General features: G+C 39.9%; 13 protein-coding genes and 3 pseudogenes. 9 read left to right on the forward strand and 7 right to left on the reverse strand.

Features of this window, described 5'->3' with window-relative positions; all coding sequences use genetic code 11:
* Positions 1-88: 88 nt before the first annotated feature.
* The gene (locus tag N8M16_RS04700) at positions 89-880 is read right to left on the reverse strand and encodes a nucleotidyltransferase domain-containing protein (RefSeq protein WP_261069703.1); all 792 of its coding nucleotides are present in this window, start codon (positions 878-880) and stop codon (positions 89-91) included.
* A gap of 205 nt (positions 881-1,085) precedes the next feature.
* On the opposite strand from N8M16_RS04700, the gene N8M16_RS04705 reads away from it, so the two are divergent.
* The 4 genes from N8M16_RS04705 (at position 1,086) to N8M16_RS04720 (ending at position 5,835) form a co-directional block, all read left to right on the forward strand.
* Complete coding sequence (locus tag N8M16_RS04705; RefSeq protein WP_261069704.1) at positions 1,086-1,484, forward strand: hypothetical protein; 399 nt, start codon at positions 1,086-1,088, stop codon at positions 1,482-1,484.
* A gap of 129 nt (positions 1,485-1,613) precedes the next feature.
* Complete coding sequence (locus N8M16_RS04710; protein WP_000240129.1) at positions 1,614-2,306, forward strand: phosphoglycerate mutase; 693 nt, start codon at positions 1,614-1,616, stop codon at positions 2,304-2,306.
* 117 nt (positions 2,307-2,423) lie between these two features.
* Positions 2,424-3,125 (forward strand): ABC transporter ATP-binding protein, encoded by a 702-nt coding sequence (locus N8M16_RS04715; protein WP_261069705.1) that lies wholly within the window; start codon positions 2,424-2,426, stop codon positions 3,123-3,125.
* Between the two features lies 1 nt (position 3,126).
* Positions 3,127-5,835: an FtsX-like permease family protein gene (locus N8M16_RS04720; RefSeq protein ID WP_261069706.1), complete on the forward strand. Its 2,709-nt coding sequence runs from the start codon at positions 3,127-3,129 to the stop codon at positions 5,833-5,835.
* Between the two features lie 183 nt (positions 5,836-6,018).
* On the opposite strand, the pseudogene tnpA reads toward N8M16_RS04720, so the two are convergent.
* A pseudogene (gene tnpA / locus N8M16_RS04725) lies at positions 6,019-6,533 on the reverse strand (IS200/IS605 family transposase).
* A gap of 188 nt (positions 6,534-6,721) precedes the next feature.
* Positions 6,722-7,585 carry a helix-turn-helix domain-containing protein gene (locus tag N8M16_RS04730; RefSeq protein WP_261069707.1) on the reverse strand — a complete coding sequence of 288 codons (864 nt, stop codon included), beginning with the start codon at positions 7,583-7,585 and terminating at the stop codon, positions 6,722-6,724.
* Positions 7,586-7,773: 188 nt separating this feature from the next.
* On the opposite strand from N8M16_RS04730, the pseudogene N8M16_RS04735 reads away from it, so the two are divergent.
* The 4 genes and pseudogenes from N8M16_RS04735 to N8M16_RS04750 form a co-directional block, all read left to right on the forward strand.
* Positions 7,774-7,890 (forward strand): annotated as a pseudogene (locus tag N8M16_RS04735) (PhrA family quorum-sensing system peptide); the annotation flags it as partial.
* 563 nt (positions 7,891-8,453) lie between these two features.
* Complete coding sequence (locus N8M16_RS04740) at positions 8,454-10,469, forward strand: DUF1430 domain-containing protein (protein ID WP_261069708.1); 2,016 nt, start codon at positions 8,454-8,456, stop codon at positions 10,467-10,469.
* 1 nt (position 10,470) lies between these two features.
* Positions 10,471-11,103, forward strand: a complete 633-nt coding sequence (locus tag N8M16_RS04745) for an ABC transporter ATP-binding protein (RefSeq protein WP_261069709.1) — start codon at positions 10,471-10,473, stop codon at positions 11,101-11,103.
* 140 nt (positions 11,104-11,243) lie between these two features.
* Positions 11,244-11,402, forward strand: a pseudogene (locus N8M16_RS04750) (competence protein ComA); the annotation flags it as partial.
* Positions 11,403-11,583: 181 nt separating this feature from the next.
* Here the strand turns inward: N8M16_RS04750 and tpx are convergent.
* The 4 genes from tpx to N8M16_RS04770 form a co-directional block, all read right to left on the reverse strand.
* A complete protein-coding gene (tpx, locus tag N8M16_RS04755) occupies positions 11,584-12,075 on the reverse strand; it encodes a thiol peroxidase (protein ID WP_261069710.1) in 492 nt (163 codons plus the stop codon).
* A 236-nt stretch (positions 12,076-12,311) separates the two neighbouring features.
* A complete protein-coding gene (psaA, locus tag N8M16_RS04760) occupies positions 12,312-13,241 on the reverse strand; it encodes a metal ABC transporter substrate-binding lipoprotein/adhesin PsaA (RefSeq protein ID WP_000733078.1) in 930 nt (309 codons plus the stop codon).
* 31 nt (positions 13,242-13,272) lie between these two features.
* Positions 13,273-14,121, reverse strand: coding sequence for a metal ABC transporter permease (locus N8M16_RS04765; RefSeq protein WP_000559776.1), 849 nt, complete (start codon positions 14,119-14,121; stop codon positions 13,273-13,275).
* Positions 14,118-14,840: a metal ABC transporter ATP-binding protein gene (locus N8M16_RS04770; protein ID WP_261069711.1), complete on the reverse strand. Its 723-nt coding sequence runs from the start codon at positions 14,838-14,840 to the stop codon at positions 14,118-14,120. The genes N8M16_RS04765 and N8M16_RS04770 overlap by 4 nt, the downstream gene beginning before the upstream one ends.
* 177 nt (positions 14,841-15,017) lie before the next feature.
* Between N8M16_RS04770 and pepO the strand changes: the two genes are divergently transcribed.
* Complete coding sequence (gene pepO / locus N8M16_RS04775) at positions 15,018-16,910, forward strand: endopeptidase PepO (RefSeq protein WP_261069712.1); 1,893 nt, start codon at positions 15,018-15,020, stop codon at positions 16,908-16,910.
* The last annotated feature ends 40 nt before the right edge of the window (positions 16,911-16,950 follow it).

Here is a 16,950-nt window from a genome sequence, read left to right on the forward strand (position 1 = left end):
AGCTTTACATCGTTGTATATTGTTGAATTTCAAAAAGCTCATGAATCATCTGAAAAGTAGATTTCATGAGCTTTTATCTGTTGGCATTCTAAAGGGATTCATCAATCAAGTGTTTAAGATTTGATAGGAGATGCTCTAAAGTTAGGACTGTTTTCTGCTGGTGAACTAGTTGGTAGAGATTTTGAAAGTAGTCTTGAATATCGTTTTCAAAATTTTGAGGTAGATGAGAGCATTTGTTTTTTGCGAACTGGAGCATGCGTTTTTCTCCTGGATGGAGCTGCTCATTGAAGGCGAAGAGCAAATCGAAATAAGAGGCGAAAAACTCACTAGTACGGTGATTGATGCTGAGTAAATCTTGGCGTCTGAGGGCCTTTTTGATTTGCCTTGAAAAAGCTGGCATAGCTTGGTCGAGAAGCAGGGACTGCCTGTTTATGATATTCTTTTTCAGTTCAGCTGGATAAGGAAGATTATACTTTTTCTGGAGGGCAGCATAGTGACCATCTCGATCGTAGATAATCTTACTGTTGAGCAGATTGTACCACATACAAGTAGTGTAAGAATTCTGGGCTTGGTGCTCTAAAACCACGGCTTGTAAATCTTTGTCAAATTCGTTCAAAGAGCGGTAAATTAGCTCGATTTCGATACCATTATTGAGAACACAATCGTCTTCCAATTCCCAAAATTGATTACCGATTTCCATATAGGTGCAGTGTTTACTGAGGATTTCTTTTCGTATGTCTGGCGAGAGAGGAGCACTGAGGTAGACATATACATCATAGTCAGAGTCTTTGTCAAAATCTTGTCCAGCCCGTGATCTTCCTAGAGCTAGAGCCTCTACTTGCTCTAGTTGAGCCAATTCTTTAAAGAGATGTTGTGGCATAATGTTAACCTTCTTTATTTTTTGACATCATTCTAACAAAAAGTAAGGAGACTAGCAAGGGTGAAATGGAAATTTCTTTTCACATATTTGCTTAATTTTATTTCATATTATGCAAGTTTTTATTTTATAATTTCAGAAAATGCTTTTTTTTTTTTAGCAAATATGATACAATTTTATTTGAAAAAAATAAAAATGAGATTTTATTATGAAGTCAAAAGCTTTAGCACTTTATAGTGGTATTGTTGGTTTAGTAGGTGGTATTTACTTATTAATTGCACCATTATTCTTATTGGCTGCAGCTGTCAATACAGCAGCAACAGCAGTAGCGACTCAAAGCTCAGAATTAACAGCTTCTGCAGCAACAGCAGGTATAGCAGGTGTTCTACTTCCAACAGTATTAAAAATAGCCATTCTTGTTTTGGGAATCATCGCGATTGTTTACTATAAGGGAGAAGAGCGAGTTGGTTCGGCTCCTTCTGTTCTTCTGATTGTAGGCGGTGCGGTAGGTTTGATTCCAGTATTAGGATGGGTAGGAGGAATCCTAGCAATTATCGGTGGTTCACTATTTTTAGGAAGTCTCAAAAAATTCAAAGTTGAAGGATAAAAATAAGGAAAAGGATTGCCAAACAGTCCTTTCCTTTTTGGTTTTGACTAGCTTTTTTGTGAAAAATTGTGTAAAATAGAATAGATAAACGAGGGGAAACCTCGGAAAATTTAAAGGAGAATCCATCTAATGGTAAAATTGGTTTTTGCTCGCCACGGTGAGTCTGAATGGAACAAAGCTAACCTTTTCACTGGTTGGGCTGATGTTGATTTGTCTGAAAAAGGTACACAACAAGCGATTGACGCTGGTAAATTGATCAAAGAAGCTGGTATTGAATTTGACCAAGCTTACACTTCAGTATTGAAACGTGCTATCAAAACAACTAATTTGGCTCTTGAAGCTTCTGACCAATTGTGGGTTCCAGTTGAAAAATCATGGCGCTTGAACGAACGCCACTACGGTGGTTTGACTGGTAAAAACAAAGCTGAAGCTGCTGAACAATTTGGTGATGAGCAAGTTCACATCTGGCGTCGTTCATACGATGTATTGCCTCCAAACATGGACCGTGATGATGAGCACTCAGCTCATACAGACCGTCGTTACGCTTCACTTGACGACTCAGTTATCCCAGATGCTGAAAACTTGAAAGTGACTTTGGAACGTGCCCTTCCTTTCTGGGAAGATAAAATCGCTCCAGCTCTTAAAGATGGCAAAAACGTATTCGTAGGAGCTCACGGTAACTCAATCCGTGCCCTTGTAAAACACATCAAAGGTTTGTCAGATGACGAAATCATGGACGTGGAAATCCCTAACTTCCCACCATTGGTATTCGAATTCGACGAAAAATTGAACGTAGTTTCTGAATACTACCTTGGAAAATAATTTGTAAAAAGAAAGCCTAGGAATACCTAGGTTTTTCTTTTTATTCTAGTATCCAACTCTTCGAAAAAGCGTTATAATGATAATAGGAAGTAATTTGTTTGAGAGAGGGTGGGTCTGATGGCTTATATTGAGATGAAACACTGTTACAAGCGTTATCAAGTTGGGGACACGGAAATTGTGGCCAATCGTGATGTGAATTTTGAGATTGAAAAGGGAGAATTGGTTATTATCCTTGGTGCGTCAGGTGCTGGTAAGTCAACAGTTCTTAACCTTCTTGGGGGAATGGATACCAATGATGAAGGGGAAATCTGGATAGATAGTGTTAATATTGCAGACTATAGTTCCCACCAGCGCACCAATTACCGTAGAAATGATGTGGGGTTTGTTTTTCAGTTTTATAATCTAGTTTCCAATTTGACTGCTAAGGAAAATGTGGAACTAGCTTCTGAAATCGTGACGGATGCCTTGGATCCTGAGCAGGTTCTGACAGATGTAGGTCTGGCTCATCGTCTCAATAATTTTCCAGCCCAGCTTTCTGGAGGGGAGCAACAGCGAGTCTCCATTGCACGCGCAGTTGCCAAAAATCCTAAAATTCTTCTTTGTGATGAACCGACAGGAGCCTTGGATTATCAGACAGGTAAGCAGGTTTTGAAGATTCTCCAAGACATGTCTCGACAAAAGGGAGCGACGGTAATCATCGTGACTCACAATAGCTCGCTAGTTCCTATCGCGGATCGGGTGATTCACATGCGTGATGCCACGGTTAAGAGTGTGACGATTAATGAGCATCCTCAGGATATTGACAGTTTGGAGTACTAGTATGATCAAGCGAAAAACTTATTGGAAGGACTTGATTCAGTCCTTCAGCGGCTCCAAGGGGCGTTTTTTATCCATCTTGACCTTGATGATGTTGGGGTCTTTAGCCTTAGTCGGTCTCAAAGTGACTAGTCCCAATATGGAGGCGACAGCTAATGATTATTTAACCACTGCTAAAACCTTGGATTTGGCAGTCATGTCTAACTATGGTTTGGATCAAGCAGATCAAGAAGAACTAGAACAGACTCAGGGTGCAGAGGTTGAGTTTGGCTACTTGACAGATGTGACAATGGATAATGGTCAGGATGCCATTCGGCTGTATTCCAAACCAGAGCGAATTTCAACCTTTCAGTTAAGAGAAGGGCGACTTCCGCAGTCAGACCAGGAAATCGCTTTGGCCAGTCATCTGCAGAGTCAATATAGCGTGGGACAGGAGATTAGTTTTAAAGACAAAGAAGGTGGTCATTCCTCTTTAAAAGACCATACTTATACTATTACTGGTTTTGTGGATTCGGCTGAAATCCTTTCCCAGCGAGATATGGGTTACGCAGGAAGTGGAAGTGGGACTCTGACAGCCTATGGGGTAATTTTACCTAGTCAGTTTGATCAGAAAGTCTACAATATAGCTCGTTTGAAATATCAAGATTTAGCAGACTTAAATGCTTTTTCAGAAGCTTATGAAGAAAAATCCAGGCAACATCAGGAAGAGCTTGAACAAGCTTTGTTAGATAATGGCAAGGAACGTCTGCAACTCTTGAAAAAAGAAGGACAAGACTCTCTAGACAAAGGTCAAGAGACCCTTGACAAGGCTCAGACTAATTTGCAGGAAGGCAAGCGTCGTTTAGCAGCTGCTCAAGCTCGTTTACAAGCTCAGGAAAGTCAACTAGCCTTGTTGCATCAGGCTCAGAGAGAACAAGCCATTGCTCAACTTACCCAAGCCAAGCAGGAATTGAGCAAGGAAGAAGATAAACTAAAGCAAGCTGAACAAAATTTAGCCCAAGAAAAGGAAAAATTAGACAAACATCAGCAAGTTTTGGATGATTTGGCTGAGCCCAAGTATCAAGTCTATAATCGTCAGACCATGCCAGGTGGTCAGGGCTATCTCATGTACAGCAATGCTTCAGCCAGTATTCGGGCAGTGGGCAATATCTTTCCTGTAGTGCTTTATGCCGTAGCAGCTATGGTGACCTTTACAACTATGACTCGTTTTGTGGATGAAGAGCGAACACATGCAGGGATTTTTAAGGCCTTGGGCTATCGCAGTAAGGATATTATCGCTAAATTTCTCCTCTACGGTCTAGTGGCTGGGACTGTCGGCACAGCTCTAGGTAGCATACTTGGTCATTATTTGCTAGCCAGTGTAATTTCAAGTGTCATTACAAAAGGCATGGTAGTGGGAGAAACCCAGATTCAGTTCTATTGGAGCTATAGTTTACTAGCTCTTGGCTTGAGTTGGTTGGCGAGTGTGTTACCAGCCTATCTGGTGGCTCGGAGGGAACTTCATGATGAAGCAGCCCAGCTTTTACTTCCTAAACCACCTGTCAAAGGAGCTAAAATCTTACTGGAGCGCATCGGTTTTATTTGGCGTCGTCTCAGTTTCACCCATAAGGTAACAGCCCGCAATATCTTTCGTTATAAACAGCGGATGTTGATGACAATCTTTGGTGTGGCTGGTTCAGTCGCTCTGCTCTTTGCAGGCTTGGGAATCCAATCCTCTGTAGCAGGAGTTCCGTCTAGACAGTTTCAACAAATCCAACAGTACCAAATGATTGTCTCTGAAAATCCTAGTGCGACCAATCAGGACAAGGCAGAGTTGGAAGAAGTGTTGAAAGGGCAGGACATCCAAGACTACCAGAAAATCTATTCTAAAACGCTAGACAAGGATTTCAAAGGCAGGGCTGGTCTTCAGACCATTACCCTTATGATGACAGATAAGGAAGATTTGACTCCCTTTATCCATCTGCAAAATCATCAGCAGGAGCTGACTTTAAAAGATGGTGTTGTCATCACAGCTAAACTCGCCCAGCTGGCAGGTGTTAAAGTTGGACAGACTTTAGAAATTGAAGGTAAGGAGCTAAAGGTTGCTGCTGTTGCTGAGAACTACGTTGGTCACTTTGTTTATATGAGTCAAGCTAGCTATGAGCAACTTTACGGACAGCTACCTCCATCCAACACTTATCTGGTATCGCTAAAGGATTCTAGTGCGCCTAGTATCGAAAGGCAGGCAGGTTTACTCATGAATCAGGCTGGGGTGTCCAGTGTCGTCCAAAATGCTTCAGCCATTCGACTCTTTGACTCCGTCGCTAGCTCACTCAATCAAACCATGACCATCTTGGTCATCGTATCAGTTCTATTAGCCATTGTTATCCTTTACAATCTGACCAATATCAACGTGGCTGAGAGAATCCGTGAACTCTCTACTATCAAGGTGCTCGGTTTTCATAATAATGAAGTCACCTTTTATATTTACCGTGAGACGATTGTCTTGTCCCTTGTTGGAGTCGTACTTGGTCTGCTCTCAGGTTTCTATTTACACCAATTTTTGATTCAAATGATTTCGCCTGCGACTATTCTCTTTTATCCGCAGGTAGGCTGGGAAGTTTATGTAATCCCAGTGGCAGCAGTAAGCATCATCTTGACCCTGCTTGGTTTCTTTGTCAATCATCATCTGAGAAAGGTTGATATGCTTGAAGCCTTGAAATCTGTAGAGTAAGGTAGTTGTTTTTAGTAGCTTGAACTTATATTTACTCGTAAATCATGACCATCCGTCAAACGGGTGGTTTGTCCCAGAGCTATAAGCCCAAATTACCAGCCAGCGCCTCAAGACGCTGGCTTTCACGTTGTTCAAGCCTTATTGCTCTTGACTCGTCACTTGCCTCTTAAAGAGGCTTTAGTATTACTTACCACTATCCCTAAAGGGATCCTCATATTCTTTTACACTCAATTTATCTAGTGCTATATCATGTTTTACTCGTTCTCGAATTTTCATACTCGTGAAGAAATCATCCACTGGATAATTTCTTTAATCTTGAATATATTTCTTAATTGTGGCTTCATTGAGTCCAACCGTACTCACATAATAACCTTCCGCCCAGAAATGCCGATTCCCAAACTTGTACTTGAGATTGGCGTGTTTGTCAAACATCATGAGTGCACTTTTTCCTTTTAAATAACCCATGAAACTCGAAACACTTATCCTTGGTGGAATACTTACTAACATGTGTACATGGTCTGGCATTAAGTGATCCTCGATAATTTCAACTCCTTTATAACTACACAAGCGATGAAATATTTCGCCTAAACTACTTCGATATTGATTATAGATGACTTTTCGTCTATACTTAGGGGTGAACACAATGTGATAGAACAGTGCCACTTTGTGTGCGATAAACTATGAGCCTTTTGTGCCATATTTTTCTCCTTTCGCTTTACAATTGGCTTGAACACCTTTATTGTATTGCGTTTGGAGTTTTTTTGTCTCGCACCTAGCGGAGCGAGACGGACTAATAGTCACATAATTATAAGGCTGATAGTATTAATTTCACTATCAGCCTTACAGGTTATTTAACGTTTCAGAAAAACTATAATGTCAAGATTAACTAAACAGTATCTAATTCCTTCAAATAATTTTCTATCTTCATCAACATTAAAGGATTGTTATAAATCTTACATAACTCTCTTGCTTCTATATAATAATTTTTGACTTGTTCTTTGTCTAGAAATTTGGCTCCAGCATTTCCTACAAGAATAAGTAGAGGAGCCAGTTGGTAGCTTGTCTGTCTTTGTTTACAGAGTTCAATCGTCTCAAGAGCTTCTTGGATGGCTTCATTATATTTTTCCTTTGATACTAGGTAGTGAGCGTAGTTGTAACGAACTCTGATGTAGCCAAATAAAAACTCTTGATGCTCAAAATTTTTTGTCTGATATAACTCCATCAAATGAGAGTAGTTTGCCTCATATTCTTGTTCACGACCCACTAAGGAATAGAAATTTGATAGAGTATTCAATGCCTTTAAATAAATCAGAGTATTTGAGGAGACTTTTAATAATATATTTTCCAATGAAGAAATTGCCTCACACTTACTGTCATATTGATAGAAGTCAATAATAGCTTTAATCCATTCAAGGTAAGTTCGGTCTTCTAGTGTTAGAAAAGCACTTCGTTCAATCTCTATTCTATAAATATATTCCAAATCGTCATAATTTCTATCATCTAATAGACGAGCAGATAATTGCTTGAAATTAGAGAGGTTAGATTTAATTTCAATTTGTTCATTGAAAAAATAATCTAATGGCACTTCGAGTCGTTGTGAGAGTTTGAACAAAAGGTCTGCGGAGGGAATGAAATGCCCTCTCTCAATTTTACTAATCTGACTTTGTTCACAAATTCCTTCTGCAAGAGTTTGTTGGGAGAGTCTCAACTCTTTTCTTTTCAATCTGAATTTCTCTGCGAGTGTATTCATTAAAGATAATAAACCTTCCTATTTACTTAATTTCATTATAAAATTTTTAGTTCAAAATAGTAAGTTAAAGAAACAAATAATTCTTTATGGTAATAAATAAAAAAAAGTCAAAAATTACATAAAAATGCTTGGCTACATAAAATATATCTGTTAAAATAAGAATAACGAAAAAGAAAAGGGTTTCACGAATGAAGAAAAATTGTGGAATTCAAAAATTAGCTATATTAGCATTACTAGGGGTTTTTACGTTTAGTAATACAATTCCTTACCAACAGTTTATTCAGAAGAATAAACAATTGAAGATTTGAGTGCAATCACAAAAGAAGTCCAATGGTCTTGATGTTGGGAAGGCTGATTGATGTCGTATTACTTTAAAATTCAACTATTAGAGAAAGGTATTCTTATGAGAGCTTGTAACAATACCAGATAGATATAAGAATGGAGATGTTTGATAAAATGCTTTCATAGCTAACCAACTGTTGAAAATTATGAGTTACAAAATCTAAGGTATTTAAGATTAGTTTATAAAATTAGGTCTCTGCCTGTAGAAAGGAACGTGCAGTTAGAAAGGAGGAAAAAATAGGATACTATAATTCAGACTGAGATTTCTAATTAAAATATGTAGTTGCATCATCCCTTGCCGTTTTGGCATTTAGTTTGGCTCTTCCTGTTTTGGTAGCTTCTCACCGTGGTGGCGAGTGGACCTATGGAGGCTATCGTGATCCAAATAATTGGGGAGCAAATTACATTTGATGCGGGATGGTAAAGAATAATTGAAGAAGATTCTTTTATCAATAGTTTAGTAAGCTTGTTAGTTTATAGAGGGCAGGGGTATTTCTGCCCTCTGCTTTAGAATAAGGAATGCACTATGAAAAAATTATTTATACTCATATCCAACCTGCTTGCTAGTTTGTTCTTTGTTTGGGTATTTACCATTTGGACTGATACATATGTTTCCCATTATTACCCCAACGTTGTTGTACGTGATTCTTCCCCTGAAACAACTTTTCAGCATGTTGCTACACGCTTGGAAAAACTAGCAGAAGAAACGGATAGCTTTATTGCGATTCAACACCAGGATCCTAACTCAGAAGGTACTCCAGTGTTTTCTTATACGACCTTTGGGAACGGAAAGTTGCCTGATGGGCTACAGGAAAAAAATCTAGAAGATGCTCAAAGTAGTAGTGTTGAAACAAACTATTTTGTATTCAATGGAAACCTAGATATTCACTTGCTAAGGGAGGAGCTAAGTCAACTTGGCTTGACTAACATGCACCTGACAATTCCATCTAAACTATCTACGTTAATGGCTATCTTTAGTAACGGATTTCAGTTAATCAGTCTATTGATTTTCATCTTAACCTTTGGAGCACTGACTTTAATTAGTCAAATTAGCCAATTACGTTCGTCGGGCATTCGCCTCATTTCAGGAGAGAAACGGTGGTCCATTTTCCTTAGACCAGTTGGTGAGGATTTGAAAGGGATAGCTGTTGGTTTCAGTTTAGCTGGCGTGCTCGCCATTCTTATGCAAAAAATTCTGTCGCTTCCAACGCAATCCCTAATGACCATAGGAGCAGGCTTGCTCTGTTATAATCTCATCTTGTTGTCGATCTCCCTGTTTTTCGCTCAACTCTTCGCAGTTGGGATAAAAAAGATACACCTGATGCAGATTATAAAAGGGCAAGTGCCTGTCAGAGGAATCATTAGTTTGATTTTAATCGGTCAACTATTAGCGATTATTATTGTAACGCTGGGAATAGGGAGTAGCTTAAAGTATTCCCAAGCCTGGCAACAGCATCGGATTGGACAAGAGGTTTGGAGTCAGGAAAGGCAACTGACTATCCTATCAATCAGCCGTGAAGGAACGAGTCCTGGTTTTGATGAACAAGCTCAAAGAAAACTCAGAACTTGGTATCAATTGATGGATCTGGCTGTTTCAGAACAAAAGGCTTTCTTATCTAGACACCAGTTAATTGACCGTACTTTGCAAAATGGCATGGCTTCCTCCAAAAACTTGACAACCTCTACAGAATGGCACAATTACAGCCCGAATGGCAATGTCCTTATCGTCACACCGCAATACTTGGAGCGTCAAAACATTCCTGTAGATACAACTATTGAGCAAAAGATGAATCACCTTGATGTAGGGGAGTTTGTCTTATTGCTGCCTGAACACCTCCGTTCAGAGGAAGAACATTATAAATCTGTTTTTGAAGACGACTTAACCAGTCGCATGTCTAGTAAAGATGAACGACAGCAAATGACTGCTACGGTAGGTTATTTGGAATCAGGTCATGATCGTTTTGTGTATAATACGACCCCTATTTCTTACCAGCAGTTTTTGAAAGATCCAATCATCATTGTTATAACACCCCAATCAACTGGTCCACAGTCCATTGTGTTTTGGGTAGACGCAGTACAGAACTACGTTCTCTTTAATCAATTGTCTGATGCCCAGGAGCTTATCCAGAGACAAGGCATTGAAAATTGGGTCTCAGAAATGCAAACAGGTTACCACAACTACATCACATTATTGGATAATATCCAGAGGGAACGTTGGGTAATGCTAGCAGGAGCTGTGCTTGGGATTGCAACTTCAATCTTGTTGTTTAACACTATGAATAGGCTCTACTTTGAAGAATTTAGACGTGCCATTTTTATCAAACGCATTGCAGGTCTCAGGTTCTTAGAAATCCATCGCACTTATCTCTTTGCTCAACTGGGTGTGTTTTTACTGGGATTTGTTGCGAGTGTATTTCTTATGGTAGAGATAGTAGTTGCTTTCTTAGTCTTGTTACTCTTTACTGGTCTATCTCTTTTACAGTTACATGTCCAAATGCAGAAAGAAAACAAGATGTCCATGCTTGTTTTGAAGGGAGGTTAATATGATTGAACTTAAACAGGTGAGTAAATCTTTTGGAGAACGAGAGTTATTTTCGAATCTTTCAATAACATTTGAGGCTGGAAAAGTCTATGCCTTAATTGGTTCAAGTGGTAGCGGAAAAACAACCTTGATGAACATGATTGGGAAATTAGAATCTTATGATGGCACGATTTTTTACCGAGGTAAAGACTTGGCCAATTATAAATCGAGTGATTTTTTCCGTCACGAATTGGGCTACCTCTTCCAGAACTTTGGCTTAATTGAAAACCAAAGTATTGAAGAAAACCTTAAGCTAGGTCTCATTGGTCAAAAGTTGAGTCGGTCGGAACAGCGGTTGAGACAGAAGCAGGCTTTAGAACAGGTCGGTCTGGCTTATCTTGACCTAGATAAGCGCATCTTTGAGTTATCGGGCGGAGAATCGCAACGGGTTGCCTTGGCAAAAGTTATCTTAAAGAATCCACCCCTTATTCTGGCAGATGAGCCAACAGCTTCAATAGACCCAGCAACCTCTCAGTTGATTATGGAGATTTTGCTATCTCTTCGAGATGATAATAGGCTAATCATTATCGCAACACATAATCCGACAATTTGGGAGATGGCTGATGAAGTGTTCACGATGGATCGTCTGAAATAAAAATCCTTGTTTTTAATTGCACGATGAGTTACTGAAATATTATCATGAATCAATAATTGGAGTTAATTTAGAATTGTACTTTATTAATATTGAGGTAACTTTTTCTTGATAAAGGAAGAAATAGTGGAGAGGAAGTTAGAATGAAAAAATTCGACAATTATATTATTGAGAAGCCTTGCGATTCTAATTCAGATAAACTGCAAAAAATCTTAATAATTGAAAGTTTGGTAGATGATATTTTGCAATTTTCTCTCAGAATCAATAATAGTGTAGGAGAGATTTTCCTCCTACAACCGTTTCAAAAGAAATATTTACCCATTGGGAGAAGATGTTGCAGTGGATAATGTGTTACTCACTGAAAAATATAATTTTCAACTAAAAGATTTTGAAGGATTCATTTCAAAATAAACAATAATTAAAGAATAACAAAAATCCTCCGTTTCAAAGAGCAGGGAACTCTTTGTGACAGAGGATTTTTTTCTATAGTTCTTTAGCAGCTGCAATTGCGGCTTCGAAGTTTGGTTCAGAGTTGATATTGTCCACGTATTCAACGTAGCGAATAGTATTGTCGGTATCAAGGACAAAGACTGCGCGTGCCAATAGGTGCCATTCATTGATTAAGAGGGCATAATCACGTCCAAAGGAATGGTCGAAATAGTCTGAGAGCATGATGGCGTTTTCAATACCTTCAGCACCACACCAACGTTTTTGGGCAAAGGGTAGGTCCATGGAAACAGTCAAGACGACCGTGTTGTCCAGTCCAGCCAGTTCTTGGTTAAAACGACGCGTTTGAGTTGAGCAGATGCCTGTATCGATAGAAGGCACGACACTCAAGACTTTTTTCTTACCATCAAAATCAGCCAGAGATTTTTTAGAAAGGTCTGTTGTAGTGAGAGAAAAATCAAGTGCCTTGTCGCCGACTTGTAGTTGTTTACCTGTAAAGCTCACAGGATTTCCGAGGAAAGTTACCATAAGATACTCCAATCTTTTTTCTTCCATTTTAGCTGAAACAGTCGAAATTTTCCAATGATTTGACCGGAAATATGGGCATAGAAAAAACGCCAGCTCATGTGAGAATGACGTTTTTCAGAGGCTTATACTCAATGAAAATCAAAGAGCAAACTAGGAAGCTAGCCGCAGGTTGCTCAAAGCACCGCTTTGAGGTTGCAGATAAAGCTGACGTGGTTTGAAGAGATTTTCGAAGAGTATTATTTTGCCAATCCTTCAGCAATCTTATCAAGGTTGTATTTCATCATGTTGTAGTAGCTGTCACCTTCTTTACCTTGTTCTGCGATAGAGTCAGTAAAGATTTGTGCATAGATTGGGATGTTTGTGTCTTGAGATACAGTTTTCATTGGACGGTCATCCACGCTTGATTCTACAAAGAGTGAAGGAGTTTTTGTTTGGCGAAGTTTTTCAACCAAGGTCTTGATTTGATCAGGTGTTCCTTCTTCTTCAGTGTTGATTTCCCAGATGTAGGCACTTGGGACACCGTAAGCTTTAGAGAAGTATTTGAAGCATCCTTCGCTGGTTACGATGAGTTTTTTCTCAGCAGGGATGTTGTTAAATTTCTCTTTAGCTTCCTTATCAAGCTTGTCTAGTTTTTCAGTATATTCTTTGAGATTTTTTTCGTAGAATTCCTTGTTGCTAGGGTCTTTAGCGCTCAATTGTTTTGCGATATTTTTAGCAAAAATCATACCGTTTTCAAGGTTAAGCCAAGCGTGTGGGTCTTCTTTGCCTTTTTCGTTTTGACCTTCAAGGTAGATAACATCAACACCTTCGCTGACTGCAAAGTAGTCTTTGTTTTCAGTTTTCTTGGCATTTTCTACCAATTTTGTAAACCAAGCATTGCCACCTGTTTCAAGGTTGATCCCGTTATAGAAAATCAAATCAGCTTGAGAAGTTTTCTTAACGTCTTCAGGAAGTGGTTCGTATTCGTGTGGGTCTTGACCAACAGGAACGATACTGTGAAGATCAATCTTGTCACCAGCAATATTTTTAGTAATATCAGCGATGATTGAGTTTGTAGCAACAACTTTTAGTTTTTGACCAGAAGCTGCATCTTTTTTTCCGCTAGCACATGCTACAAGAGCAATGACGGAAAGAAAGAGAACGAGTAATGTACCTAATTTTTTCATTAGATCCTCCAATTTATTGGGGTTTTGCCCCTTATTTTAACAAATGTTTATTTTTCAGTTTCAAATATCGTTGTTTTGGAGCGATAAAGAAGCTAATGAGAAAGAAACTAGCGGCTGTAAGCACGATACTAGAACCTGCCGCAACGTTAAAGCTATAGCCGATAAAGAGCCCCAAAACTGAAGCTGTCGCTCCAAAGGTTGAGGAAAGGAAAATCATACTTTTCAGGCTATTAGCATACAGATAAGCAGTTGCAGCTGGGGTAATCAGCATGGCTACAATCAGGATAGTTCCGACACTTTGCATGGCTGTCACAGACACGAGAGTCAGGAGTACCATGAGAAGGTAGTGATAGAAATTGACAGGCATTCCCATGGCTTTAGCCAAGAGTTCATCAAAGGATGTAATCAAGAGTTGCTTGAAGAAAATCCAGATTAACAAGAGAATGGCTGCCCCCACACCCATAGTAATAAACATATCCGTATCTTGGACGGCCAGGATATTACCAAAAAGGATATGGAAAAGGTCAGTTGAACTTTTAGCGACACTAATCAAGATGATACCGAGGGCTAAGAAAGAAGAAAAGGTAATGCCGATGGCGGTATCGCTTTTGATAATCGAGTTTCCCTTGATGTAGGTAATGATGATGGCAGCTAGTAGTCCAAAGACAATGGCTCCGATAAAGAAGTCAAGGCCCAAGATAAAGGAGAGGGCTACACCTGGCAAGACAGCATGTGAAATGGCATCTCCCATGAGTGACATCCCGCGTAGGATGATGAAACATCCCACAGCTCCAGCTACGACCCCGATGACAATGGCTGTTATCAAGGCATTTTGTAAGAAATGGAATTTTTGTAATCCATCGATAAATTCTGCAATCATAGGTCACCTCCATTGAAAAAGAGTCGATTACCGTAAGCTTCTTTGAGATTGGCTTCGGTAAAGGTTTCTTTGGTTGGACCAAAGGCAATCACTTCTCGATTGACAAGCAAGACTTGATCGAAGTAGTGGGGAACCTTGCTGAGGTCGTGGTGGACGATGAGAACCGTCTTCCCAGCTTTTTTCAAAGCTCTCAGCGTATTCATGATGATTTCCTCACTGACTGAGTCAATCCCAACAAAGGGTTCATCTAAGAGGATATAGTCGGCTTCTTGCACCAAGCATCTGGCAATCAAGACCCGCTGGAACTGACCTCCAGACAATTGACTGATTTGACGTTCAGCGTAGTCAGCTAGGCCGACGATTTCAAGGGCCTCTTGCACTTTCTTCCAATGTTTAGCCTTTAAACTGCGAAAGAGAGGGATAGAGGGAAAGAGTCCTAGTGAGACACATTCCTTGACCTTGATGGGAAAGTTGTAGTCGATATTGATTTTTTGTTCGACATAGGCGATTCGATGTAAGGATTTTTTCACTTCCTTGTCATCGAGAAATGCCTGACCTTGATGTGGGATAATTCCCAGCATCCCTTTTAATAATGTTGATTTCCCAGCACCGTTTGGACCAATGATACCGGTAATTGTTGGTCCATGGAGCACTAGAGAAATATCCTTAAGTGCCAACGTTTCTTTGTAGGAGACACTGAGGTTTTCGATACGTATCATACAGTTGTATTCCTCCTGTCTCTTAATATACATTAAAAAAAAAATTAAGTCAAGTTAATTTTTGAAAAAATTAAAATAATAACTGAAAAACAATAGAAAGTATCAGTTCATTTTTAATTGCATTCCCAGGTAATTTTTGTTAAGCTAAAAGCAAGTATAAATGAAAGCGAGAACAAGATGACACGTTATCAAGATGATTTTTATGATGCAATCAATGGGGAATGGCAGAAGACAGCTGAAATCCCAGCAGATAAGTCTCAAACTGGAGGTTTTGTGGATTTAGATCAGGAAATTGAAGACTTAATGCTGGCTACAACAGACAAGTGGTTGGCAGGAGAAGAGGTGCCTGAGGATGCTATTTTGGCAAACTTTGTCAAATACCACCGCCTAGTTCGTGATTTTGACAAGAGAGAAGCTGACGGTATCACACCTGTTTTGCCTCTCCTTAAAGAATTCCAAGAATTGGAGACTTTTGCAGATTTCACTGCCAAACTAGCAGAGTTTGAGCTTGCTGGAAAACCTAATTTCCTTCCTTTTGGTGTATCGCCAGACTTTATGGATGCCAGAATCAATGTTCTATGGGCCAGTGCTCCAAGCACAATCTTGCCAGATACGACTTACTATGCTGAAGACCATCCTCAACGTGAGGAACTCTTGACTCTTTGGAAAGAAACTAGCGCAAATCTCCTCAAGGCTTATGATTTCTCTGATGAAGAAATTGAAGACTTGCTAGAGAAAAGACTTGAATTGGACCGTCGCATTGCGGCAGTGGTGCTTTCTAATGAAGAAAGTTCAGAATATGCTAAACTCTACCATCCATATGCTTACGAAGACTTCAAGAAATTTGCGCCTGCCCTACCTTTGGATGACTTTTTCCAAGCAGTTCTTGGACAAGTGCCAGACAAGGTTATCGTAGACGAGGAACGTTTCTGGCAAGCAGCAGACCAATTCTATAGTGAGGAAGCTTGGCCTCTCCTTAAGGCAACCTTGATTTTGAGTGTTGTCAATCTGTCAACCAGCTATTTAACAGAAGAAATCCGTGTCTTGTCTGGTGCCTATAGCCGTGCGCTTTCTGGAGTTCCAGAAGCCAAAGACAAGGTCAAGGCAGCCTACCAGCTAGCACAAGGTCCATTCAAACAAGCCTTGGGGCTCTGGTATGCCCATGAAAAATTCTCCCCAGAAGCCAAGGCGGACGTGGAGAAAAAAGTAGCAACCATGATTGACGTCTATAAGGAACGCTTGGCTAAAAATGACTGGCTGACTCCTGAAACTCGTGACAAGGCTATCGTAAAACTCAATGTCATCAAGCCTTATATTGGTTACCCAGAAGAATTGCCAGAACGCTACAAGGACAAAGTAGTGGATGAAAATGCTAGTCTTTTTGACAATGCTCTAGCTTTTGCGCGTGTGGAAATCAAGCACAGTTGGAGCAAGTGGAACCAGCCTGTAGACTACAAGGAGTGGGGCATGCCTGCTCATATGGTCAACGCTTACTACAATCCACAGAAGAATCTGATTGTTTTCCCGGCAGCTATTTTACAGGCGCCTTTCTATGACTTACATCAGTCATCTTCCGCTAACTACGGTGGGATTGGGGCGGTTATTGCCCATGAAATTTCCCACGCCTTTGATACCAACGGAGCTTCTTTTGATGAAAATGGTAGCCTCAAGGATTGGTGGACAGAGAGTGATTATACTGCCTTCAAGGAGAAAACACAAAAAGTTATTGAACAGTTTGATGGACAGGATTCTTATGGTGCAACCATCAACGGTAAATTGACTGTGTCAGAAAACGTGGCGGACTTGGGAGGAATCGCTGCAGCTCTTGAAGCAGCTAAGAGAGAACCAGACTTCTCAGCAGAAGAATTCTTCTACAACTTTGGTCGTATCTGGCGCATGAAAGGTCGTCCAGAATTTATGAAACTCTTGGCTAGTGTCGATGTGCACGCACCAGCCAAACTCCGTGTCAATGTGCAAGTGCCAAACTTCGATGATTTCTTTACAACCTATGATGTCAAAGAAGGAGACGGTATGTGGCGTTCACCAGAAGAGCGCGTGATTATTTGGTAATGCAAAAAATCTAGTCATCAGAAAAAAGGCATCCAATCAG

The organism is Streptococcus mitis, assembly GCF_946188375.1.
GTDB classification, from domain to species: Bacteria; Bacillota; Bacilli; order Lactobacillales; family Streptococcaceae; genus Streptococcus; species Streptococcus mitis_CX.